Origin of the sequence: Silvibacterium sp. (genome assembly GCF_047605705.1) — a bacterium.
Taxonomy (GTDB): domain Bacteria; phylum Acidobacteriota; class Terriglobia; order Terriglobales; family Acidobacteriaceae; genus Silvibacterium.
Map to the genome: position 1 here is coordinate 101427 of NZ_JASGFD010000005.1, position 21808 is coordinate 123234.

Below are 21808 nucleotides of genomic sequence, written 5' to 3' on the forward strand. Positions count from 1 at the left end.
AGCCGGTGAGTCTCTAAAATAGCCCTATGATTTCGGTGCTCATCCTGACGAAGAACGAAGAGCAGGACCTGCCGGGCTGCCTCGAAAGCGTGGCCTGGTGTGACGACGTGCATGTTTTCGATTCGATGAGCACGGATCGCACCGAGGAAATAGCCGTTGCGCATGGCGCTGTCTTTACGCAGCGCCTCTTTGACGGCTATGCGAGGCAGCGAAACGCAGCTCTCGAAGAACTCGCCTTCCGGCACGAGTGGATCTTCATCCTCGACGCCGATGAGCGCCCCACGCCGGAGCTTGTGGCGGAGATGCAGCGCGTTGCGACGTTGACCGAGGCAGGGGTGAATGGCTACCGGCTGCGCCGTCGCGACTTCTTCATGGGGACGTGGCTGAAGCATGCGCAGATCTCGCCGTACTACATCCGGCTGGTGCGCCGTGGACGGGCGCATTACACGCGGGAGATCAACGAGGTGCTGGAGGTGGACGGCGCAATCGGCGACCTGGCCGCGCCGCTCGATCATTACCCGTTTTCGAAGGGAATCCGGCACTGGATCGATAAGCACAATGTCTATTCGACGATGGAGGCGCGCGTAGTGGCCGATGGGCTCTCTCTTGCGCAGGCCTCGTGGAGGGAGGCCTTTTTCGGCAGGGATTTCCACTCCCGCAGAGTGGCGCAGAAGGCGCTCTTCTACCGTATGCCGGCTCGTCCGCTGCTTAAGTGGGCCTACATGATGTTTGCGCGGCGTGCGGTGCTGGACGGTGCTGCAGGCGTCGCCTATGCGACGCTGCAGTCGATCTACGAATACTTCATTGTGTTGAAGACCCGCGAGATCGAGCGGGAACGTGCGACTGGCGTGCACGGTAGCTGAGTCTGCTTACGGATACAGTGAACCGTGCCGCGTCAGCAAGCATGTGCGGCAATCCGTTCACCGAGCAGCTCTGCGAGGCTGGCAGCCTGCGCGCGAATCTCCGGTACGGCCGTCGACTCGAACAGGGTTCCGATGCGGCTGGGTCCCAGAGTGAAGAGTGTGGACGAGGGCATGCCGTCTGGGCCGATCAGCGCGCCTTCGGGCGTGCTGGCAAAGCCGAAGCCGAGTGCGCCGGTTGTGGCCAGGCCCTGATGGAAAAGGTCATGCAGTAACGGCGAGGGAACTCGGCGATAGTCGATGTTCGGACTGGTGCAGTGGATGACACGGGCGGCCGCGAGCTTTTCCTGGCCGGAAACAGTGCGCAGGGTGAGGTGCAAGGCTTGCCCGTTCTGCTCAAGTTCGATGGCGATGACGCGGCCTCTCCGCAGAAGCAACGTGCCGGCAGCAAGCTCGTCCTGGATCGCGGCATCAGCCTCGGGAGCCATACGATGCCGGGCGATATCCCAACGGCGCTGCAGGTGACGACGAAAACGACGCTGCTCGGCGGCGGGAAGGCGCTGCCATAAGGTGTTGCTGTGTGGGCGCAGGCTGTCGACTGCGGCGCGCCACGGTGCACCGTCACGGATGGCCTGGCGCAGGACACGCGTGTAGGTAGCGCAGGTCGGCTGAGTTCCGGCTGCGATGGCGGATTCTGGAAGCGGATTCGTTGGCGCGTGAGCAGCGGGCAAAAGTCCGTGCCGAGAGATGGCGACTACCGTGCCGCGATGACCGATCTCACGAAGGCGAAGCAGCGCATCCACGGCGGTGAGGCCGCTGCCGATGAGAGCGACGGTCGCCTCGGGAGCCATGGCCTCTGTGGCGCGCGGGTGCCAGGCGTGAGGACTGTAAAGGCCGGAGGCTTCCGCTGCGGGATCAAGGCCGGACGGCGGCGCGGGATGGAAGTTGCCCAGGGCCAGGATGACGAAATCTGCATCGAGGAGCTGCCCATTATCCAGAGCAAGACGATGGCCTGCACCGTAAGGCCGGCACTCAAGTACCGAGCCGCGGATCGCCTGGAGTCCCGGGCTGCTTTCGAGAAGCGAAGAGACGTAGTTGCCGAAGAGAAAGCGCGGGGCAAACGTGCCTGGTGTGGCTGCGGTGTCATGATGTGCGCGGAGCCAGTTGAGGAAATGATCGGGCTGATCGGGCAAGGCACTGATTTTGCCTGCGGGTACGTTCAGCAGATGGCGCGGACTGGGTGTGGAGTGAGCGAGTCCCAGTCCCAGGCGTGGACCGGGATCGATGATGACGACACACGGGGCCGCGGGTTGGCGGAGAAGGTGAAACGCCGTGAGTGCACCGCTGACGCCTCCACCGACGATCGCGATAGTGGGAACACCAGCCAACTTCACGCGCAATGCGATACCGCCAAAACAGTCATACGAAACATGGACGCAAAAATAAAGACGCAGAAATGAGCGTGGAAGCTTACAGCAGCCCAATATATCCGTGATCGCCCGGGGAATACTTCTTTCATCCTGCTGTTTCCCTATTCCGATTCTTTGTCTCGATCTTTCAGGAACTGTTCCTTCGCAAGCCTCGTATCGTCATGCATACGCGGAGGCAAAGCAATGAAGATCTTTACTGACACGAAGAAGTGGATGGTACGTATTCTGCCTGTGGTCGCACTGCTTGTGCTGTCTGGCAACTGCCTGCATGCTCAGACAGACGCGAAGAGTCAGACTCCGCCTGCGGAATCTCCCGACGCGCTTTTTTCGACCATTCAAGCGCTCGATACGCAGCTCTTCGATGCTTACAACCATTGCGATCTGGAGAAGTTCGGTTCTTTTCTGGCCGAAGATCTCGAGTTCTACCATGATCGCGGCGGTCTCAGCCGTGGGCGCGCGGCTACGGTCGAAGCCGTGAAGAAAAACATCTGCGGCAAGGCCACGCGAGAGCTCGTTCCCGGCACGCTCGAGGTCTACCCCATCGCAAACTATGGCGCGATCGAGGTCGGTGTGCACCGCTTCCATCATCCAGGGCATGACGATACGGAGCCGCTGGGTGAGGCGAAGTTTCTGCATATCTGGCAATACAGCGGAGGCACGTGGAAGATAACCCGCGTCGTCAGCTACGACCACCATACGCTGGCAAAGTGATCGGAGCGGCGAAGGCTTACCTGCGGGGAGCCTTCGCCTGCGCACGCCGGCGTGGGCGTGGCGCGCTCTCGAGCGCGGCATTACGCAGAAAGGCGCGAAACGCGCCTATGTTGCCGGCCGGCTCCGGGCCCGCAACATACGCCATGGAAAACCGTCGTGACAGCTGCAGACCGCGTATCCGCGCCACTTTGAGTGTGCCGAGCGCCAGCGGATAGCGTGCCGCCCATCGCGAGATGAAGGTGACACCCAGCCCGGCTTCAACCGCATTGAGCAGGCCTTCATTCGTATCGAGCTCCATGGGCACGTTCAATTCGCGTGGCTTGAGGCCAGCTGCCATTAGCGCCTGTTCGACGACACGCCGCAGTCCTGAACCGAATTCGCGGAACAACACCGGTTGCGAGCGAAGCTGTTCAAGGTCGATCTCTGCATCGGCCCATTCATGCGCCGCGGGCACGACCAGTATCAGATGATCCTCCATAAATGGTTCGATATGGATGTCCTTCCGCTGTTCAGGACCTTCGACGAGCGCCATCTGAATCTCGCGGCGTAGCAGCGATTCAAGCACCTGATCGGTATTGCCGCTGCGCGCATGCACGCGGACGCGAGGATAGGCGCGCAGAAAGCCGGCGATAAAGTTCGGCAGCAGGTATTGGCCGATGGTCTGCGAGGCTCCAAGGAGCAGTTCGCCCGTGTTGTTGCCCGCAGCCGCGGAGACTGCGGCGATCGCATCGTCACCGAGTATCTTGATCTGCTCGGCGAAGGGTAGCAGCGCGACTCCGCCGGGTGTAAGCGAGATGCGTCCGCCGGAACGGTCGAAGAGCGAAACTCCGAACTCGTCTTCGAGCGCCTTGATCTGTTGCGTAACCGCGGGCTGCGTGAGTAGCAGTTCCTCGGCGGCACGGCTGAAGTTGAGATGGTGCGCGACGGCGCGAAAAACACGGAGGCGGAAGTTTTCAATCATGGCGTAGGTGGAGACCTGTCGCTTTATTGTTGCAGGCCGGGCGGTGGAGCGTGCGAGCGCAGCTTATAGGGCATCACAATTCCTGCTTGGACGTGGGGTGTGCGGCAGGTCGAGACTTGATCTTGTAAAGGAGAAACACCCATGAATGACTTGTCCGTTCGGAACTTGAGCCTGATTCGGGCTCTGACTTTTGGAGTGGCCATAATCGCGATCCCCCAGCTGAGCGAGGCGAAGCATGTTGCCGCGAGCCAGGATGTGGCAGTAGTGACGCCGGCCAGTCTTCCAGAGGAGGCGCAGGCTCCGGGCGAGGCGATGATGCTGCACAGCGATGGAGCCGGAAGCACGTATCTCTACGTGGAACAGAAGCGGGGAGCGCACCTGCTGGTGCTGGACGTGAGCAATCCTTCGCGTATTCACGTGGTGACGCGGCAGGCCGTTGCGGCGCAGGGAGCGTATGACTTTGTGGAGCCTGCGGGAGTCGATCGCGAACTGATTCGTTATCGCGACAACGGAGCCACGGCTCTGCTGAACCTGCGCAAGGCCGCCAAGCCTACGCTTGAAGCGGTCTCGCTTCCCGGCCCTGTGGAGATGCTTGGAGCGCATGCTTTGCTGGCTACGGAGACGGCTTCCTCACCGGTTCGGACAACTCCGGCTCACAGTCTCGATGTTGTAGCCCTCGAGAATCATGGAGGTGAGGAGGTGCTGGCGAAGATTCCAGCTGTTACCCAGCGGCTCGTCAATGATGAGACGGGTACGCTCTTCCTGCTGAATGAGCAGGGGCTCACAGTCATTCGCCAGTTGGATGCCGAGCGTCAGCATGAAGTGGACGAGTTAAGTGTGCGCGGCAACTGAGCCGGGCTAAATCGTTGCAAAGACAGCCGCCGTCCCAACTGGGGATGGCGGCTTTTGCATTTTTAGCCATTCTTTGAATACCCTTGGGGGGTATAGGCATCTTGAGTGTGAGGAGAAATGTTGGCAATGGCTGAAAACACGGTAAAGCTGGCAATCGAAGGCATGCACTGCGGGGCGTGCGTGCGGCGCGTTACGCAGGCACTGGAAGGGGTGGTCGGCGCGAAGGTGAAATCGGTCGAGGTTGGTTCGGCGGAAGTGGTGCTGAGCGCAGGCGCGACACCGGAAGAGGCGGCTGCTGCGGTAAACCAGATCGGCTTCCCAGCGCGCGTGGCGCAGTAAGAGGGCGCGATGGCAGGCAGCACAATCGAGACAAAGCCGGGCGGCATTGAGCGCGTGAGTTTCCCTGTGACGGGGATGACCTGCGCGGCCTGCCAGGCCTTCGTGCAGAAGGCGCTTGGGGCCGAGCGTGGTGTGCACGAGGCGACGGTGAATCTCATGCTGCACCAGGCCACGGTCAGCTTCGATCCATCGGCAACCTCAATTGCCGCACTGGTGGAGAAGGTGCGAAGCACCGGCTACGGCGCGGAGATGCCCGTGGATGACGCTTCGGCTGTCGCGACGCAGGATCGTGAAAGCAAGGCCCAGGCCGCGGAGTATCGTGCCTTGCGGTTGAAAGCGATCGTCACTGTGACGGCGGGCGTTGTGGCGATGATTCTGTCGATGCCTCTGATGTCGTCTGGACATGCGTCGAGCGCGATGCATGATCCGGTGCTGCACTGGTCCATGGGTGTTCTCGATCCAGCGATGAAGGCTGTCGCGCCGTGGCTCTTTGCCGTGCCGCCGCAGGCTCTTCGCTGGAGCATGCTGCTGCTGTCGGCTGTCATCGTCGGGTGGACGGGGCGCCGTTTTTATATCAAGGCATGGAGCGCTCTCCGCCATCGCACTGCGGACATGAACACGCTGGTCGCGCTGGGTACAGGTACGGCCTTTCTCGATTCCGCCGCGGCGACCGTGGCTCCGCACTGGTTTGCCGCTCATGGAGTTGCACCGGATGTGTATTACGAGGCCGGGCTGCTGATTCTTGGCTTCGTGCTCACGGGCAACACGCTCGAAGCGCGGGCGAAAGGGCAGGCCGTGGCTGCGTTGCATCGGCTGGCAGCTCTGCGGCCGGAGACGGCGCGCGTGGTGCGTAACGGTTCGCAGTTGGATGTACCGGTTGCGGAGATCCAGGCGGGCGAGGTTGTGATTGTCCGGCCAGGCGAGCGCGTGCCTTCCGATGGGGAAGTCCTCGCAGGGCACAGCAGCGTGGATGAATCGATGCTTACCGGTGAAGCGATGCCGGTTGAAAAGATGGCTGGCAGCGGTCTGCTTGGCGGCACGATGAATCAACGCGGCGTGTTGCGCTATCGTGCGACGGCGGTTGGCGCAGAGAGCACGCTGGAACAGATTGTGCGCCTGTTGCGCGAAGCGCAGGGGTCGCGTGCGCCGATCCAGAATCTGGCCGACCGCATGAGCGCAGTATTTGTGCCAGTGGTATTGGCTATCGCCGTTGTTACATTTGCCGCCTGGAGCTGGTTCGATCCTGCGGCAGGAGTGGCGCAGGCGCTTGCCGCAGCAGTGACTGTGCTGGTCATCGCATGCCCCTGCGCGATGGGTCTCGCCGTGCCGACGGCGGTCATGGTAGCCACCGGGCGCGGTGCGGGGGAAGGTCTGCTCATCAAAGGGGGCGTGCCACTCGAACGCCTGGCGAAGGTGGATACCGTTGTCTTCGATAAGACTGGAACGCTCACCATGGGGCGTCCGGAGGTGGTCGATATCGTCACCGCGGATGCTACAAATAGCGCGGGAGTGCTGCGCATGGCGGCGTCGCTCGAGCGGGCCAGTGAACATCCGCTGGCCGGTGCGCTGTTGCGCCATGCCGGAGAAGGCATGCCGGAAGCCGAGCAATTTGAGGCGCTCACTGGACTTGGCGTCAGCGGTATCGTCGAAGGCCATGCGGTGCTGGTGGGCAATCGCACACTCATGGAGAAGTACAGTGTAAGAACAGTGGCCCTGGCCGATGCCGCCGATCGGGCTGCGGATGCAGGACAGACAGCCCTGTGGGTTGCGGTCGATGGCGTCGTGAAGGGAATTGTCACCGTGGCGGATACAATCAAGCCGGATGCGGTCGAAGCCGTAAGGGGGCTTGGCGACTTAGGGCTTCGCGTCGTGATGCTGACGGGCGACAACGAACGCACCGCGCTTGCCATGTCGCGGGGTATTGGCCTGGATGAAGTGGTCGCCGGCGTTCTGCCTGAAGGCAAAGTGGACGCGGTGCGAAGCCTGCAGCGAGAGGGTCGCGTGGTTGCGATGGTGGGCGATGGCGTCAACGATGCCCCGGCGCTGGCGCAATCCGATGTGGGCGTGACTATGGCCACGGGCTCGGATGTAGCGCTCGAGGCCGGTGAGGTGACGTTGATGCGCAGCGACGTGAAGTCAGTTGCGATTGCGCTTGCTCTTTCCCGCGCTACCATGCGTGTGATGCGGCAGAATCTTTTCTGGGCGCTGGTGTTTAATGCGGTGGGAATCCCGGTAGCGGCGGGAGTGCTCTATCCGACGTTCGGCATCCTGCTGAGCCCGGTGCTGGCGAGCGCAGCGATGGCGATGAGTTCGTTCAGCGTAGTGATGAACAGTGTGCGGCTCAGCCGGATGCGGCTGGGGTGAGGGAGAGAATGACGGCGAAAAAAAAGAGCGCGACAAAGCCGGATGCGGTGCATGCCTGCGCGGTGCACGGTGTGGAGGAGGGCGGCCGCAAGGCTATTGGCGTGGATGCTGAGATCCGCGCCTCGAACCTGCGTCGTCTCAGTCGCATCGAGGGACAGGTTCGCGGCATTCGCAAGATGGTGGAAGACGACCGGTACTGCGCGGACATTCTCATGCAGGTTTCCTCCGCGCAGGAGGCGCTGCGGGCGGTGGCTCGCGCCCTGATGCGCAATCATCTTGCGCACTGCGCAACGCATGCCATTGAGACAGGCACGTCGCAGGAAAAAGAGGCGATGTACGACGAATTGCTGGAGATGATCTACCGTAACGCGCGGTAATGTGTAGTCGTATCTGTGGCAAAAGCGGGATGCCGGATATGGCATCCCGCTTTTTAATTATTCCGACCGCAGAGCCTGCACAGGATTGATGGATGCTGCGCGGCGCGAGGGAAGATAGCAGGCAAGCCATGCGGCAACGATCACCGCAAGGCTAATGGCTACATACGTCAGAGGATCCACAGGGCTGACATTGAAGAGCAGCGAAGACATCAGCCGCATCGAGAGAAAGGCTGTAATCAGGCCACAGGCCACGCCAATGCCGGTGAGCAGAAGTCCCTGGCGAACGAAGAGAGCGGTCAGCGATTCGCGTTGCGCGCCCAAGGCCATGCGGATGCCAATCTCGCGGGTGCGCTGCGAGATCGAATAGGCGATGACGCCGTAGATGCCGATGACGCCCAACAGTAGCGCCATCGAGCCGGAAACACAGAGCATGACCAGCGTGAAGGAGGTGCGGGCCATCGACTGGGTCAGGTATTCCGCCTCGGTGCGCACGTTTGAGAGCGGAACCTGATTCTCCAGGGACCAGGCCTGTTGCTGCAATTCGTGAATGAAGCTTTGTGATCCGGCGCGCGGGCTGCGCACGATGTAAGTCACATAGCGCTGGACCTCCGTCGGGTTGCCTTCGAGCCGGTCGAGCAGCATTGGCCAGTAGACAGTGGACTCAGCCGGCTTATCAACTCCGTCGGAATAAACATCTTCGACGACGCCGATGATCTCGCGCCAGTCATCGGAGGTGCCTACGCGAATGTGCTTGCCCAGCGCATTCGCCGGAGTCTTCCAGTACTCGCGGGCAAACTGCTCCGAGATTACGGCCACAGGATGCTTGTCGTAGTTATCGCTCCAGGTGAAGTCTCGCCCTGCCACGATGCGTGTGCCGAGGGTGTCGAAGGTTCCTGGCGATACGTACATGAACTTGCGTATGGGCGGCAGTTCCCCTGTGCCGTAGGTGTGGTCCTGGGCGAAGACGGGATCCATGGAGTGGCGGCCATCCATCGGGACCGAGCTGGCTATCGCCGCGGCGGAGACGCCGGGAAGTGCGGCGAGCTTGTCGCGGATTTCCTGCTCCATGCGGATGACTTTGTCGCCCTGCGAATCCGGAATCTGGCTTTCCGGGATGAAGAAGCGGAAGGTCTGCAGCGCCTCCGGATGCGTGAAACCAGGTGAGACATGCGAAAGCGCGAGGAAGGTGCGGATCATCAGCCCGGAGCAGATGAGCAGCACCAGAGCAAGCGCCACCTGCACGACCACGAGAGTCTTGCGCGCGCGATGCCGCTCGCGGCTCTGGCTAATGGAGCGGCCACCTTCGCGCAGCGTTGCATTGATGCCCGCGCCTGCATACTTGAAGACCGGGATCACACCGATCAGCAGGCTGGTGAAAAGAGCGAGTCCAAAGGTGAAGAGCAGCACCGGCAGATCGATGCCGATCTCCTGCACGCGGGGCAGTCCTTCAGGCGCGATGGCGAGCAGTGCGTGCAGGCCTCCCCATGCCAGGGCGAGGCCCAGCAGGCTTCCTGCGATCCCGAGCACGAAGCTCTCAACCAGCAGCTCCCGCGTGATCTGCATCCAGCCCGCTCCGAGCGCGGAGCGCACGGCCAGTTCCTGGCGGCGGCCTTCCACGCGGACCAGCAGAAGGTTCGCAACGTTCGCGCAGGCCACCAGCAGCACCATCGCGATCGAACCCATCAACACCCACAGTACGTTGCCGATATCGCCGACTACGTCTTTCTTGAAGGACCATGCGAGCGGCTGGAAGTGCGCCTTTTCAAAGAGGTCCATGCTGAAGCCCGGCGGCGTGGGGAAGGATCGCAGGACAACCGGACCCAACCGGCCGAGGTCGGCCTGTACCTGCTGGATGGTCACGCCCGGCTTCATACGGGCGATGGCATTGTCATTGAAGTTGCCGAGGTGGACCTTCGAGCGATCGATCTGCATCGGTGCGTAGATGTCCGCTGAGGTGAGATCGCCGATGGCAAAGCCCTTGGGCAGTACCCCGATGATCTGGCGCGTCTGGCCATCGGCAACGAAGGTGCTGCCAATGACCGACTGCGATCCGCCGAATTTGCGCTGCCAGTAGCCGTAGGAGATGAGAACGGTGTGAGGGCCATTCGGGGAATCGTCCTGCCGGTTGAAAAGCCGGCCGAGGACAGGCTTCACTCCAAGGATCGGCAGCACGCCTTCGGTGACATCGGCGCCATTCACATGCTCAGGCGCGCCTGAGCCCGTTACGTTGAAAGCGTCGCCGTCATACGTTCCGATATCTTCGAGCGTCGTATTCTGCTCGCGATAGGTGAAGTAATAGGACGGAGCCATGTTGAGCTTCGGAATATTGATGCCTTCGGCCCGGATCCATACGCTGATGATCTGCTCGGGATGAGGATAGGGCAGCGGCTTGAGCAGGATGCCGTTCACCACGCTGAAAATAACTGTGTTCGCGCCTACACCGATGGCGAGGGTGAGCAGCGTAATGATCGTGAACAGCGGTGCGCGGCCAAGGCGGCGGAATACCTGTTGCAGCTGCGTTCCGAACAGCGTCATACGGCCTCCCGTAAGGGACAGGAATGTGGGGGCGCAGAGCGCCGTATTTCGGGATACGCAAATGGATCGCGAGCGGTTCCGATGAAAACGGGGTGAGATTGATAAATTGGTCGGGATGGTGCCGGTCCTTAGAACCTTTCGTATGCAACTGCAGCCTTTGCGTCTTGAGGACGCGGAGCAGGCGCAGCCTCTCTTCGCTCGCTGGGAGATCGTGCAGTACCTGAACAGCCGCGTGCCTTGGCCATTTCCGGACAATGGCTGCTTTGCTTTTTATCGCGATTCGGCATTGCCGGCGATGGCTGAGGGCCGGGAGTGGCATTGGACACTTCGCTTGAACGATGCGCCCGATACGATCATCGGCTCGATCTGCCTGGTGAAGGGCGACAAGACCAATCGCGGCTTCTGGCTGGGCACGGCATGGCATGGGCGCGGATTGATGACCGAAGCCGTTGCCGCGGTGAATGACTTCTGGTTCGAGGTGCTGGGCGAGCCGCGGCTGCGTGCGCCCAAGGCGATCAGGAATGCGGAGTCTCGCCGCATCTCGGAAAAGACGGGGATGCGCGTGGTGGAGCGCATGGAAGACTCGTACGTCGGCGGCGTGATGTTCGCGGAAGTGTGGGAGCAGACGGCAGAAGAGTGGAGAGCCTGCCGCGGGCGTGTGCTCGAGGACATCGAGCGCGGGATCAACCGCGAAGAGCGCGCAGTCTGACGGGCGCTTCAACGGGTGCTATGATCGCCGCGATCTTTTATTCCTCGCCGTGAGGTTCGAATGTCTCGAGTGAAGCGGAAAATGCTGGTAGTGTGCACCCTTGCCGCTGCCTGGAGTGCAAGTGTTGCGGCGGTCGCGCAACTGGGAAATCCCGCTGCGGATAAGACCGTGCAGACGAGTAACGGTCCGCAACCGGTAGTGCATGCGGATGGCTCGGTCGCCTTTCGTCTTGCGATGCCGAATGCGCAGAGTGTGGGGTTGCGCCTGGAAGGCTACAAAGAGCCGATTCCGATGACGAAGGGAAGCGACGGGGTGTGGACGACGACGGTGAACGGTCTCGCTCCCGAGTATTACAGCTATAGCTACGCGGTCGATGGGACGAACATCCTCGATCCCTTCAATACATCGGTGAAGACCAGTTACTTCACCAACTCCAATGTCTTTCTGGTGCCGGGGCACCCGGCGATGCCATGGGAGCCGGCAGATGTGCCGCATGGCGTGGTGCATCACCACTTTTACGAATCGCAGATTGTGGGCATCCACAGCGAATATTACGTCTATACCCCGCCGGGGTTCGACCCGCATAGTGGGAAGAAGTATCCGGTGCTGTACCTGCTGCATGGTTTCAGCGATGACGCGAGCGCGTGGACGGAGATGGGCAAGGCCAACGTCATTCTCGATAACCTCATCGCAGCGGGCAAGGCAAAACCGATGATCGTGGTGATGCCGCTTGGTTATGGAGACATGCGGGTCATCGCAGACGGCTGGTCGCCGCACCGCGATCCTGCCATCTCGCTCAATAACGTGCAGGAGTTTGTGAAGGTGCTCTACGGGGAAGTGATGCCGCGCGTGAAAGAGGAGTATCCCATCTCCGACAAGCGCGAAGATCATGCGATTGCGGGACTATCCATGGGCGGTGCAGAAACGCTGACGACAGGGCTCAACCATCCGGAAGACTTTGCCTGGATCGGCGCCTTCAGCGCTGGACGCATCACGGAGGATCAGTACGCCACGCGCTTTCCTGGAATCACACCAACAGGTGGACCGGAGTTGCAGAAAAAGCTGAAACTCCTGTGGATTGCCTGCGGAACCGAGGATGCACTGTATGAGCCGAACCAGAAGTTCATCGCGTGGCTCAAGTCGAACGGAATGCAGCCGGTGGCGATTGCTACGCCCGGCATGCACCAGTGGACAGTGTGGCGGGACGACCTGAGCCAGTTCGCACCGTTGTTGTTTCGCTAATCTTTGCAATCGCCAATTGGGCCAACGCGGCGTGCATTTGTCATTGTGATGGTGACAAATGCACGCCGTTTGGCTTATGCGCGGAGCTTGGTGAGGATGGCTTCGGTGGTGTCAATCTCGCCAAGGCGGGGAAAGATGTTCTCGATGCTGTATGTGTGCGCTTCCGGCTTGATGTCCATCATCGCATCGGAGGCGAAAACCACGTGATAGCCGAGGTCATAGGCTGTACGCGCGGAGGATTCGACGCCGATGGTGGTGGCAATGCCGCAGAAGATGACCTGTGTGACTCCCTGCTCCTGCAGCCAATCGTGGAGACCGGTGTTGAGGAAGGCGCCGAAGGCAAGCTTGGTAATGCGATGGTCGGTGGGCTGTGCATCCAGCTCAGGCAGCAATTCGGTGAAGTCGGCTGGGAACTGCGAGAAGTCCGGGCGAGGCCGCGAGATGCGTCCCGCGGCGGCGCCTGCGACATTCACCAGCACGACCGGGAGCCCGCGCTCGCGGAAGGCCTTGGCAAGCGATGCGGATTTCTTGATGACTTCGTTGGCGGAGTCCGCGAGGTTGCTGGCGGCAGCCATGGCAAGGATGCCCTTCTGAAGATCGATGACGATGAGAGCGGCCTTTGGTTCGAGCTGAGTCAGAGGCATGGAGATTCCTTTCGATCGCTGGAACGTACGGTTAAGGTTGAAACGGATGGAGAGCTTGTAGAGTCGCCACTCGCGGTACGAGCGGGGAGAGAAGCCTGAATGCGCGCCATTCGCGCCGTGTACCAAAGCGCGGCTGCGAGGCAGGACGCGCCGCAGAGCATCACCGTGGGCGGTGCTCCGATGCGATGCGCCAGCGCGCCCGCAAACAGGTTGCCGAAGGGCGCTGCACCAAAGAAAGCCGTCGCATAGTAGCTGAGCACGCGCGCTCGTTTGTCTTCAGGCACCAGGGATTGGATGACGGTATTGGTGATCGTGGCAGCCTGCATGACTCCAAAGCCGACACACACCAGCAGGAACATCGAGAGCCATAGCGAGTGCGAGAAGCCCAGCGCGATAAGACCGCAGCCGAGCACAGCCGTCGCAATCTGCAGTGCGCGCGGCAGGCCGTGGATGCCTTTGCGGAGTGTCAGCGAAATCGCCGAGGCGAGCGCGCCTGCGCCGCTTGCCGAGCTGAGCCATCCCAGTGTTCGCGCATTGCCATGCAGCACCTGCGCAGCGAAGACCGGGAGCAGGACCGAGAAGGAATAGCCGATGAGGCTGAGCACGCAGAAAAGTATCAACACCGTGCGGATGGGCAGCGAGCCGCGGACGTAATTCCATCCCTCGCGCAGCTGTTCGAGTATGCCGGCGTGCGCCCGTTGCGGCTCCGCGGGCCTGAGGCGCATCATGGCGAGCGATGCGATGACGGCAATGTAGCTGATGCCGTCGATAAAAAAGCACCATCCCTCGCCTACGGCTGCGATCAAGAGTCCGGCGAGCGCAGGTCCGATGAAGCGGCCGCCATTCGCCAGTGCAGAGTTGAGGGCGATGGCGTTGCCGAGGTCCGCGCGGTCATCGACCATCTGGATCAGGAACGAGTGCCGGCCGGGTGCGTCGAAGGCGTTGATGACACCCTGCAGCGCGGAGAGTGCGACGATCTCGACGAGAGTGATGCGGTGCGAAAGCGTGAGCGCGGCCAGCGCCAGGGACTGCACCGCCGCAGCGCACTGCGTCCAGAGGAGAAGTTCTCGCCGTGGCATGCGTTCTACCCACGCGCCGGCCAGAGGACCGAGCAGGAACGAGGTGATCTGTCCGCAGAAGCCGACCACACCGAGCAGCAGCGCCGAGTGCGTGAGCCGATAAACGAGCCATGTCGTAGCGACACGCGTAATCCATGAGCCGACGAGTGAAATGCCCTGGCCGAAAAAGAAGAGTTGGAAGTTGCGATGCCGCAGTGCCTGCCAGGCGTGACTGAAGCGCGAGTTCACTGCTCGGCCAGGCGGCGCAGAATCTCTCCAGCGGCAAAGAGCGTTTCCTGCTCCTGCTTGTCGAGCTGAGAGATCGCGTTCGCGATCCACGAGCGCTTGGCATCCTTGAAGGCGCGTCGCATCTCGGCGCCCTTCGTCGTTAGAGAGACGAGCAACTGGCGGCCGTCCGTGGGATGCGGCGTACGCTGCACCAAGCCTGCCTCTTCAAGTGCGCCGACGGTTGCGCCCATGGACTGTGGCTTCATGCTCTCGATGCGCGCCAGTTCGGCAGTCGTGAGAGGACCTTGCTGGTCCAGCCGGGCGAGCACCATGGATTCGGTGAGCGAGAGCTCATGGTTGTCGGTAGCCGCTCGCACCCGGCGAATGAGCAGACCCAGCGATTGGGTGAGTTCGGCGACGGAGGTTTCAAAAGGCTTCCGTGACATGAATTCATTCTTCCATATTAGAAGTCTATCTTGCAAGTTTATCTGTCTAGTTGAGCGAAATGGAATGCGAATCCTTATCCCAAAGAGCTGCTCCGTTCGAGCGTACAGGCCGGTTTTCCGATGCGGTGGGCGGCGTGAAAACAGCGCGGGGAAATTTCGTTTGGCGGTTTGCAGCGCTGGGCTATGATGGTGCCCTCTCCCCCTGCTGGCAGTGCCGGGCCTTCAATGCAAATCCAGGGAAGAAGATGTCGCCGATCGCCTACAGCGAGCGCGATGGAGTGCGTCGTGCGGCGGTGCGGATCGCAGGAGGAAGGATGCGGGTGCGTTTCGTTGCGTGGGTGTGGCTGTTGGTGGGCGTATGTCCTTTGCTGATCGGTCAGGGTAGCCGGCGATTGGCGATCATGGAGGCGAACGGCTCGGCGGCGCGGGGAAACCCGGGCATTGCGGCCATGGAGGCCCGGGTCTCTGACGACCTGAACGCCAAGTTAGCCGGGCAGCCGGGAATCACGCTGATTGACCGGGCAAGCGTGGACAAGTTGATCAAGGAGCAGAACTTTCAGAACAGCGACCGCTCCGATGCCAATACCGCGGCGCGCATCGGCAAGCTGCTTGGTGTTTCGCAGGTGGTACTGGTCAACGTCTACGATGCGAGCTACTCCACGCATCAGGATGGGTCGAATGGCTCCTCGAAGACGACCGGCACGATGGTGCTGCGTGCGAACGCACGGCTCATCGACGTGGAGACGGCGGTGATCCTTGCGCAGCCGAAGTCGGAGTTTCAGGACAGCGTCGTTGTGGGAGAGACCTCGAAGTCGCAAGGGTTCAACTTCGGCGCGATTCGTGTTCCGGCGAAACAGAAGTCCAGCGGCGGCGATCCGAAGGTGATCCAGGACAATGAGACGGCGAAGGCCGTGGATTCGGTCACCACCGATTTGGCAACGCAGTTCAAAGCGGTGATCGCAAGCGCTCCGAAACCGAAGGCCGCCCCGGCGCTGGTTGCCGGCATTGCGAACGGCAGTGTGTTTATCAATGAAGGCGCAGGCTCGGGCATCAAGGCGGGTGATCACTTCCAGGTGACGCGCACCGTCAGCGTTGGACTGACGGATCCGACGACAGGGCAGCCGATCGTGCGCAAGCAGAAGATCTGCGTGCTGACGATCTCGGATGTGGAAGACACGAACGCTTCGGGCACCTGTGCCGGCGGCCTGCCACAGAGCAAGGATGTGGCCGAGCCGATGGAATAGACCGGCCGCAGCTTTCGGCCGCTACCAGAAGAGGCCGAAGGAGGCGCCGAGGACGAAGCTCGAGAGTACCTGGGCGCTGCGATTGGCGGCGCCTTCCTCTTTCATGTCTGCTCGCTGTTGCTCGCGTTCGAAGTCGTGCTTCTGCTCGTCGGCGCGTTCCCGGTACATCTTTGCGAGCGCGGGGTTTGGTTTCGTGCCCAGACCGGCTTCATACATCTGTGAAACCAGCCTTTCGGCTTGGTAGACGTCCTGGTCGGCGGCTTTCTGCAGCCAGTAAAGCGCCTGCGTATAGTTCTGCGGCACATCGTTGTTGCCCTGGTAATAGAGCAGCCCGACGACGCGCTGCGCAGTCACGTCGCCGTCGCGTGCGGCTACGGTGTAGCAGGCCATCGCTTCGGCGCCGTGGTGGAACATCAGCGCGGTCTGCCCGGTAGTCATGGCCTCCTGGCGGCTGAGGTCGTCGTGCGGATCGCAGGTGAACTTCGGCACACTCGCGCTCCAGGAACCGGTGCGGTCGCCGGGATGCCCGAGGCTGCTGTAGACGATCGTGCCGACATAGTGATCGCCGCGCAGTGAACCGGTGTAGACGGCAGAGTTGGGGCTGGTGGTATCCGTGCGCCGGATCACGATGTAGTCCGGCTCGGCACGCACGATGCTCAGGTGTGCGTGCGTATGGTTCTGATCAAACCATACCGCTGTGCCGTCAGTGCCGTGAAAGATCCAGGCCGAGCTACATGGTGGCCCCTGGTTCTCGCAGACCAGAAGCTGCGGCGGCAGGGGAGATGTTGTTGCAGATGTGAGCGCAGCTGGTGCCGGCACCGCGGCAACGGAGTCCTGCAGCATGGCGGAGAAGACGCCGCTTGCTGGGTAGCCTGCGTGCCCGGGCCAGCTCCACTGCACGGTGCCACTGATGTGTGTGCCCTGGACTGTGCCGGTGTAGACGGCGGTCCGGCCCGAGGTGTCCGTGCGCTGGATCACCAATGCGGTGCTGTCGAATTTCTGGATGGAGAGATGCGCGGGTTGCTCTTCACTCGTGGAGGTGGCCGTACCTTCCGTTCCGTCGAAGGTCCATGTCTGGTCGAGCGTGGACGAAGGCTGGGCGCAGGTGTTGTCGCGCGATTCACAGGCCAGAAAACGCGTGGGGGATTGCGTGGCCGCAGCCGTGACACACAGCAGTGCGGACAACAGGACGAAGCCGAGGCGCCGGGCCATGATCTCCTCCGAAAGAGATGTGGTGTAGGTGCTGACAGCGAGGGAGGGAGCGTGCGGGGCCCGAAGGTTGCATCGGAAAGCCAAAAAGCGCTTTCGGGGCACCAGTATAGAGCGAATCGGCAGGGGCTGGACGGGGTTTTCGTCCAGGGGAGAAACCACGGGCCGCAAGTCATGAAAAAATGAAGAGGAGATGACAGCGAGTACGACTGCGGGAGTGGCAAGAGAGTTCAGCGAGCGGATCGGCCGGTTCGAGGTTTCGGCCACGGCGGTGGTCGTGGCGGAAGCGGCGAAGCTGAAAGCCGCGGGTGTGGCCCTGTCCGATTTCGGTGCGGGCGAGCCGCATTTCCCCACGCCGCGCCACATCAAGGACGCGGCGATCGCGGCCATCGAGCAGAACTTTACCCGCTACACGGCGACCCCCGGCATCACCGAGGTACGACGTGCGATCGTCGAGCGCCACGCCGCGGACTTCGGCTCGGACTACAGCCTGGACGAGGCGATCTTCACTACCAGCGGCAAGCTGGCCATCTTCTACGCCATCTCCGCGCTGATTGACCATGGCGATGAAGTCATCGTGCCCGTGCCGTACTGGGTCTCGTACAAGGACATGGTGCAATACATGGGCGCGCGGCCGGTCTTCCTCGAGACTTCCGAGGCCGACAACTTCCGTATCACGGCGGAAGCGATTGAATTGCTGATTACGCCGAGCACACGGGCCATCATCTTGAACTCGCCGTCGAATCCTTCCGGCGCGGTGATGGATACGGCAGATCTCGAGCGCGTGGTGCGGATGGCGCACGAGCGCGGCATCTACGTGCTGCTCGATGAATGCTATGCCTATCTCACGTACAAGGGCTCCCCGGTGAGCGGCGGATCGTATACCGAGGCGAAGGAGCACGTCGTTGTTCTGGGCTCGCTCTCGAAGACCTATGCGATGACGGGCTGGCGCGCCGGTTTCGCGCTCGCGCCAAAGCCCATCATCGCGGCGATGGGAAAGCTGCAGAGCCAGACGACTTCATCCTCCGCGCACTTTGTGCAGAAGGCTGCCGTCGCCGCGCTCAGCGAATCGCAGCAGTGCGTGGCGGAGATGCGGGCCGACTACCTGAAGCTGCGCGACGAGGCGCTGGCAGGGCTCAGTGAGATTCCCGAGATTACCTGCACGGTGCCGGAGGGCGCGTTCTACGTCTACCCGAATGTGAAGGCGTATCTCGGCAGGCCCGGAGCTCAGACGTCGATGGAGCTGGCGTCGCGGTTGTTGCAGGAAGGACACGTGGTCACGGTGCCAGGCGAGGCCTTCGGCACGCATGAGCATTTGCGCCTCTCCTATGCCACCTCGCACGAGATGGTAGCCGAGGGCATGGCGCGGATGAAGGCGTTCTTCGCGGATTTGAGAAATAAAGCGTAGTGGCGGATCTGTATCCGTCACAGTGACAGATTGGAACCACCCGAGAGCTGGAATGCCAGGAGGAGTAACGATGTCGTTGGATCTTTTGCAGAAGGAATACGAGGCGCTTCGCGCCAAGGCAATCAAGCTGGACCTGACCCGCGGAAAACCCGCGCCGGAGCAGCTGGATCTTTCGAACGACCTGCTGGGTCTGCCGGGCACGGCCGACTTCACCGCTGAGGGTGCGACGGATGTCCGCAACTACGGCGGCCTGCAGGGCCTGACCGAGGCGCGGAAGCTGCTGAGCTCGCTGCTGGGCGCGCCCGCCGAGCAGGTGGTGCTGGCGAACAATGCCAGCCTTTCGCTGATGCACGACACCATCGTGTTTTCGCTGGTCAAGGGTAATGTGGACAGCGCAAAGCCCTGGGGCAAGGAAGAAGAAATCTCGTTCCTGTGCCCGGTTCCGGGGTATGACCGCCACTTCAAGATCTGCGAAGACTACGGCATCAAGATGATCCCGGTGGCAATGAACGACGAAGGTCCGGATATGGACGAGGTCGAGCGCCTGGTGGCTGCCGATGCTTCCATCCGCGGCATCTGGTGCGTGCCCAAGTACAGCAACCCGACGGGCGCGGTCTACTCGGATGCAGTGGTCGAGCGCCTTGCCTCGATGAGGACCGCCGCGAAAGATTTCCGCATTTTCTGGGATAACGCCTACGGCGTGCATCACCTCACCGACGAGAAGATCGAGATTGCGAACATCCTCGAGCGTTCGGCGGCTCATGGCAACCCGAATCGTCCCTTCGTCTTCGCTTCGACCTCGAAGATCACTTTCTCGGGTGCGGGCATCGGCGGCTTTGCCGCGTCGAAGGAGAACGTGGCCTGGCTGCTCGCGCGCCTCACTCCGCGCACCATCGGTCCGGACAAGGTCAACCAGCTCCGTCATGTCCGCTTCCTCAAGGATGCGGCCGGTATCGCTGCGCTGATGGAACAGCATCGTGCGCTGCTGGCACCGAAGTTCGCGGCGGTGGAAGAGATCTTCGCGGCCGGCCTCTCCAGCCTTAAGGACGTGACCTGGACCCAGCCCAAGGGCGGCTACTTCATCAGCCTCGACGTGCCGCAGGGGTGCGCGAAGCGTGTAGTGAGCCTGGCCAAGGACGCAGGTGTGGTGCTCACGCCCGCGGGTGCGACGCATCCTTACGGCAAGGACGCAGCCGACCGGACCATCCGCATCGCGCCCTCGTTCCCCAAGCCCGAGGACGTGCGCGCTGCGGCTGAGGCCGTGGTGCTCTGTGTGCGTCTGGCCTGCGCGGAGAAGGAAGCCGGAGCTCTGGAGCCTGCCGGAGCCAAGGCGTAGTTTCTTCTCTTCAAAAACAGGAAAGGCCGGCAGCGATGCCGGCCTTTCTTCTTTGTGCGAGGCCAGAAGAAGTGTGCCGGTGGTAGAGTGGTGTGCGAATTTCGATCTCTCTTTTCGGGATGGGAAGATGGCTTCTTCGTTGCGCAGGGTGGCAGGTGTGATGCTGATGGCGGCAGCCGTGCTCGTGGCCGGCTGTGAGACGGGGCGAACGAACAAGCAGGCATTCGCCGGGGTGCGAGACGACACGACCACGGGTAAGCAGGATCCCGCCCTTGTGGCCAGCGGCGACGGGCAGCCGCCAGTACCGGGTTCCCCCACAGCGGCCGGAGCGGACGGCAAACAGCCTTACGATGACACGCAGGCACGCGCGGATCTCGGAGCGGAAGAGGGGAAGGCTCCTCCTCCGGCTGCGCAAGGCAAGGATGCCTTTCAGCGCCAGTAATCGCGAATCGAAATGAGAAGGCCCGCACTGCGCTTGCACAGTGCGGGCCTTTTGTTGCGGCGGGGAAGCTTAGAAGCCGTAGGAGAGACCGAAGGCAACGCGGGCGCGCGCATTCAGGTTCACCAGGACAGAAGGCAACGTGGGTGAACTCCCGACATTGCCTGCGGCTTGCAATACGCCCAGGTCAGCATTGAACTTATGCGCGAAGCCAGGGGTGACGCGAACCGCGTAGACCTCGGAAGTAGGGAAGTCGAGGATGCCGGTCTCATGTCCGCTGGGAAGTGTGACAGCGAGGTGACGCGGCTGCTGCACGGCTTCGGCGGCGAGGATGATTGTGGTCTTCTTCGGAGCGGTGAAGACGAAGCCTACGGTGCCGAAAGCGTTGGCGCTCCATTCGGGCGCGTTGCCGGCAATGCCCCAAAGCTGAGCATTCGTTCCGCGCACGCCGCCGGAGAGCAGCAGCGGCACTTTCTTCGTAATCTTTGTGAACTGCGGAATCACCTTGGTGGCAACGAGATAGATGTCGCCATTCGTGGTGCCCTGTACACCAGAGGTGATGCTGAGCGCGGTGTGCAGGGAGTCTGAGTTCACGCCATTGCCCACGTTGCTGTCATTCATGCGTACGATGCCGCCGACGGCGATCGCTGGCAGCCACTTTTGCTGAAAAGCATTCTCGGAAACGATGGTGGCCTTACCGTGCACAATGCTATAGCCGCTGTTCCACAGCGGGCTCAGGTTCACGGCGTTGCTCTTGTCCTCGCCCGCGGAGTGCGTGACCCCGGTATAGCCGAATTCGAAGCGGCCGGCGACGCCTTCCGTGATGGAGACGGTGCTGTAGGTGCCGACTACCGATCCTGTATCGAGAAAGTGATAGGCGACCGAGGGCTTACCGAGGCCGTGCGTCGGCGATGCTGATGTGTAAGCGAGCGGCGTAACGAAGACGCCGGTGGGGCCTTCATAGCCCAGGCTCTGTGCATTGGCAGCCGCCGCGCCAAATGAAAGCAGGGCAATGCAAGATAGAGCGATGCGAACCAGGGATGAGGAAGAAGAAAAAGACGGATAGGTGCGGGTGTTCATCGAAGCAGGCTCCTTGCTCGGCTGTTGCAGCCTCACGGCAGGAACGCGGCGATGACAGAAGCGCAGGCATCATCGAAGCAGAGCGTGCCTGCGCCTGTCGGAGGTATTTGTCACCGCCCGCGTTCCAAATGAATGGCGCCGGCCTTGTCCTGGAGATTCTCTCCTCGACAAGGCCACTACAGTTGTGACTGTAGATCGCGAAATGCAACACGGTCTGTGATGGAGAACACAGTCGATGCGCTTCCAGCCTGCAGTGGATTGCTTGCGATGGCAAGGAGTGAAGCGCTGGCATGAGAAGGCTCATGCCAGCGCATTTCTTTACTGAGGCAACCCCTG

The 21808-nt window shown here is 61.6% G+C and carries 20 protein-coding genes; 12 read left to right on the top strand and 8 right to left on the bottom strand.

The window, feature by feature from the left end:
* The first annotated feature begins 26 nt into the window (after nucleotides 1–26).
* The gene (locus QM649_RS03290) at nucleotides 27–863 is read left to right on the top strand and encodes a glycosyltransferase family 2 protein (RefSeq protein ID WP_415197578.1); all 837 of its coding nucleotides are present in this window, start codon (nucleotides 27–29) and stop codon (nucleotides 861–863) included.
* Nucleotides 864–895: 32 nt separating this feature from the next.
* On the opposite strand, the gene QM649_RS03295 is transcribed toward QM649_RS03290, so the two are convergent.
* Nucleotides 896–2254, bottom strand: coding sequence for an FAD/NAD(P)-binding protein (locus QM649_RS03295; RefSeq protein WP_415197579.1), 1359 nt, complete (start codon nucleotides 2252–2254; stop codon nucleotides 896–898).
* Between the two features lie 219 nt (nucleotides 2255–2473).
* Between QM649_RS03295 and QM649_RS03300 the strand changes: the two genes are divergently transcribed.
* Nucleotides 2474–3001: a nuclear transport factor 2 family protein gene (locus tag QM649_RS03300; protein ID WP_415197580.1), complete on the top strand. Its 528-nt coding sequence runs from the start codon at nucleotides 2474–2476 to the stop codon at nucleotides 2999–3001.
* A gap of 16 nt (nucleotides 3002–3017) precedes the next feature.
* On the opposite strand, the gene QM649_RS03305 is transcribed toward QM649_RS03300, so the two are convergent.
* A complete protein-coding gene (locus tag QM649_RS03305) occupies nucleotides 3018–3962 on the bottom strand; it encodes a LysR substrate-binding domain-containing protein (protein WP_415197581.1) in 945 nt (314 codons plus the stop codon).
* Nucleotides 3963–4103: 141 nt separating this feature from the next.
* Between QM649_RS03305 and QM649_RS03310 the strand changes: the two genes are divergently transcribed.
* From QM649_RS03310 to QM649_RS03325, 4 genes are all read left to right on the top strand, one after another.
* Nucleotides 4104–4814 carry a hypothetical protein gene (locus tag QM649_RS03310; RefSeq protein WP_415197582.1) on the top strand — a complete coding sequence of 237 codons (711 nt, stop codon included), beginning with the start codon at nucleotides 4104–4106 and terminating at the stop codon, nucleotides 4812–4814.
* Nucleotides 4815–4940: 126 nt separating this feature from the next.
* Entirely contained in the window at nucleotides 4941–5153 is a 213-nt protein-coding gene (locus QM649_RS03315; RefSeq protein ID WP_415197583.1) for a heavy-metal-associated domain-containing protein, read from the top strand.
* A gap of 9 nt (nucleotides 5154–5162) precedes the next feature.
* Nucleotides 5163–7517 carry a heavy metal translocating P-type ATPase gene (locus QM649_RS03320; RefSeq protein ID WP_415197584.1) on the top strand — a complete coding sequence of 785 codons (2355 nt, stop codon included), beginning with the start codon at nucleotides 5163–5165 and terminating at the stop codon, nucleotides 7515–7517.
* 8 nt (nucleotides 7518–7525) lie between these two features.
* Nucleotides 7526–7894, top strand: coding sequence for a metal-sensitive transcriptional regulator (locus QM649_RS03325; protein WP_415197585.1), 369 nt, complete (start codon nucleotides 7526–7528; stop codon nucleotides 7892–7894).
* 57 nt (nucleotides 7895–7951) lie between these two features.
* On the opposite strand, the gene QM649_RS03330 is transcribed toward QM649_RS03325, so the two are convergent.
* Entirely contained in the window at nucleotides 7952–10429 is a 2478-nt protein-coding gene (locus QM649_RS03330; RefSeq protein ID WP_415197586.1) for an ABC transporter permease, read from the bottom strand.
* A 142-nt stretch (nucleotides 10430–10571) separates the two neighbouring features.
* On the opposite strand from QM649_RS03330, the gene QM649_RS03335 reads away from it, so the two are divergent.
* Complete coding sequence (locus tag QM649_RS03335; RefSeq protein ID WP_415197587.1) at nucleotides 10572–11138, top strand: GNAT family N-acetyltransferase; 567 nt, start codon at nucleotides 10572–10574, stop codon at nucleotides 11136–11138.
* 81 nt (nucleotides 11139–11219) lie between these two features.
* Nucleotides 11220–12380: an esterase gene (locus QM649_RS03340; RefSeq protein ID WP_415197588.1), complete on the top strand. Its 1161-nt coding sequence runs from the start codon at nucleotides 11220–11222 to the stop codon at nucleotides 12378–12380.
* Between the two features lie 74 nt (nucleotides 12381–12454).
* Here QM649_RS03340 and QM649_RS03345 read toward each other — a convergent pair whose 3' ends face one another.
* From QM649_RS03345 to QM649_RS03355, 3 genes are read right to left on the bottom strand one after another with little or no spacing between them, the layout of a single operon-like run.
* Nucleotides 12455–13024 carry a cysteine hydrolase family protein gene (locus QM649_RS03345; RefSeq protein WP_415197589.1) on the bottom strand — a complete coding sequence of 190 codons (570 nt, stop codon included), beginning with the start codon at nucleotides 13022–13024 and terminating at the stop codon, nucleotides 12455–12457.
* A complete protein-coding gene (locus QM649_RS03350; RefSeq protein ID WP_415197590.1) occupies nucleotides 13015–14331 on the bottom strand; it encodes an MFS transporter in 1317 nt (438 codons plus the stop codon). Before QM649_RS03350 ends, QM649_RS03345 begins: the two co-directional genes overlap by 10 nt.
* The gene (locus QM649_RS03355) at nucleotides 14328–14756 is read right to left on the bottom strand and encodes a MarR family winged helix-turn-helix transcriptional regulator (RefSeq protein WP_415197591.1); all 429 of its coding nucleotides are present in this window, start codon (nucleotides 14754–14756) and stop codon (nucleotides 14328–14330) included. Before QM649_RS03355 ends, QM649_RS03350 begins: the two co-directional genes overlap by 4 nt.
* Before the next feature lie 245 nt (nucleotides 14757–15001).
* On the opposite strand from QM649_RS03355, the gene QM649_RS03360 reads away from it, so the two are divergent.
* Nucleotides 15002–16000, top strand: a complete 999-nt coding sequence (locus QM649_RS03360; protein ID WP_415197592.1) for a CsgG/HfaB family protein — start codon at nucleotides 15002–15004, stop codon at nucleotides 15998–16000.
* 21 nt (nucleotides 16001–16021) lie between these two features.
* Here QM649_RS03360 and QM649_RS03365 read toward each other — a convergent pair whose 3' ends face one another.
* Complete coding sequence (locus QM649_RS03365; RefSeq protein WP_415197593.1) at nucleotides 16022–17212, bottom strand: tetratricopeptide repeat protein; 1191 nt, start codon at nucleotides 17210–17212, stop codon at nucleotides 16022–16024.
* Between the two features lie 190 nt (nucleotides 17213–17402).
* Here QM649_RS03365 and QM649_RS03370 point away from each other — a divergent pair, with 190 nt between their 5' ends.
* From QM649_RS03370 to QM649_RS03380, 3 genes are all read left to right on the top strand, one after another.
* Nucleotides 17403–18617 carry a pyridoxal phosphate-dependent aminotransferase gene (locus QM649_RS03370; protein ID WP_415197594.1) on the top strand — a complete coding sequence of 405 codons (1215 nt, stop codon included), beginning with the start codon at nucleotides 17403–17405 and terminating at the stop codon, nucleotides 18615–18617.
* 70 nt (nucleotides 18618–18687) lie between these two features.
* Nucleotides 18688–19953, top strand: a complete 1266-nt coding sequence (locus tag QM649_RS03375) for an aminotransferase class I/II-fold pyridoxal phosphate-dependent enzyme (protein WP_415197595.1) — start codon at nucleotides 18688–18690, stop codon at nucleotides 19951–19953.
* Between the two features lie 127 nt (nucleotides 19954–20080).
* On the top strand, nucleotides 20081–20395 hold the full coding sequence (locus tag QM649_RS03380; RefSeq protein WP_415197596.1) for a hypothetical protein: 315 nt from the start codon (nucleotides 20081–20083) through the stop codon (nucleotides 20393–20395).
* Nucleotides 20396–20464: 69 nt separating this feature from the next.
* Here QM649_RS03380 and QM649_RS03385 read toward each other — a convergent pair whose 3' ends face one another.
* Entirely contained in the window at nucleotides 20465–21472 is a 1008-nt protein-coding gene (locus QM649_RS03385; RefSeq protein ID WP_415197597.1) for a hypothetical protein, read from the bottom strand.
* Nucleotides 21473–21808 lie beyond the last annotated feature (336 nt).

Coding starts and splice junctions, on each gene's coding strand:
- QM649_RS03320 (WP_415197584.1), top strand. CDS start 5,163: ATGGCAGGCAGCACAATCGAGACAAAGCCGGGCGGCATTGAGCGCGTG.
- QM649_RS03300 (WP_415197580.1), top strand. CDS start 2,474: ATGAAGATCTTTACTGACACGAAGAAGTGGATGGTACGTATTCTGCCT.
- QM649_RS03365 (WP_415197593.1), bottom strand. CDS start 17,212: ATGGCCCGGCGCCTCGGCTTCGTCCTGTTGTCCGCACTGCTGTGTGTC.
- QM649_RS03290 (WP_415197578.1), top strand. CDS start 27: ATGATTTCGGTGCTCATCCTGACGAAGAACGAAGAGCAGGACCTGCCG.
- QM649_RS03345 (WP_415197589.1), bottom strand. CDS start 13,024: ATGCCTCTGACTCAGCTCGAACCAAAGGCCGCTCTCATCGTCATCGAT.
- QM649_RS03340 (WP_415197588.1), top strand. CDS start 11,220: ATGCTGGTAGTGTGCACCCTTGCCGCTGCCTGGAGTGCAAGTGTTGCG.
- QM649_RS03380 (WP_415197596.1), top strand. CDS start 20,081: ATGGCTTCTTCGTTGCGCAGGGTGGCAGGTGTGATGCTGATGGCGGCA.
- QM649_RS03355 (WP_415197591.1), bottom strand. CDS start 14,756: ATGTCACGGAAGCCTTTTGAAACCTCCGTCGCCGAACTCACCCAATCG.
- QM649_RS03305 (WP_415197581.1), bottom strand. CDS start 3,962: ATGATTGAAAACTTCCGCCTCCGTGTTTTTCGCGCCGTCGCGCACCAT.
- QM649_RS03370 (WP_415197594.1), top strand. CDS start 17,403: ATGACAGCGAGTACGACTGCGGGAGTGGCAAGAGAGTTCAGCGAGCGG.
- QM649_RS03325 (WP_415197585.1), top strand. CDS start 7,526: ATGACGGCGAAAAAAAAGAGCGCGACAAAGCCGGATGCGGTGCATGCC.
- QM649_RS03375 (WP_415197595.1), top strand. CDS start 18,688: ATGTCGTTGGATCTTTTGCAGAAGGAATACGAGGCGCTTCGCGCCAAG.
- QM649_RS03335 (WP_415197587.1), top strand. CDS start 10,572: ATGCAACTGCAGCCTTTGCGTCTTGAGGACGCGGAGCAGGCGCAGCCT.
- QM649_RS03360 (WP_415197592.1), top strand. CDS start 15,002: ATGTCGCCGATCGCCTACAGCGAGCGCGATGGAGTGCGTCGTGCGGCG.
- QM649_RS03315 (WP_415197583.1), top strand. CDS start 4,941: ATGGCTGAAAACACGGTAAAGCTGGCAATCGAAGGCATGCACTGCGGG.
- QM649_RS03330 (WP_415197586.1), bottom strand. CDS start 10,429: ATGACGCTGTTCGGAACGCAGCTGCAACAGGTATTCCGCCGCCTTGGC.
- QM649_RS03385 (WP_415197597.1), bottom strand. CDS start 21,472: ATGAACACCCGCACCTATCCGTCTTTTTCTTCTTCCTCATCCCTGGTT.
- QM649_RS03310 (WP_415197582.1), top strand. CDS start 4,104: ATGAATGACTTGTCCGTTCGGAACTTGAGCCTGATTCGGGCTCTGACT.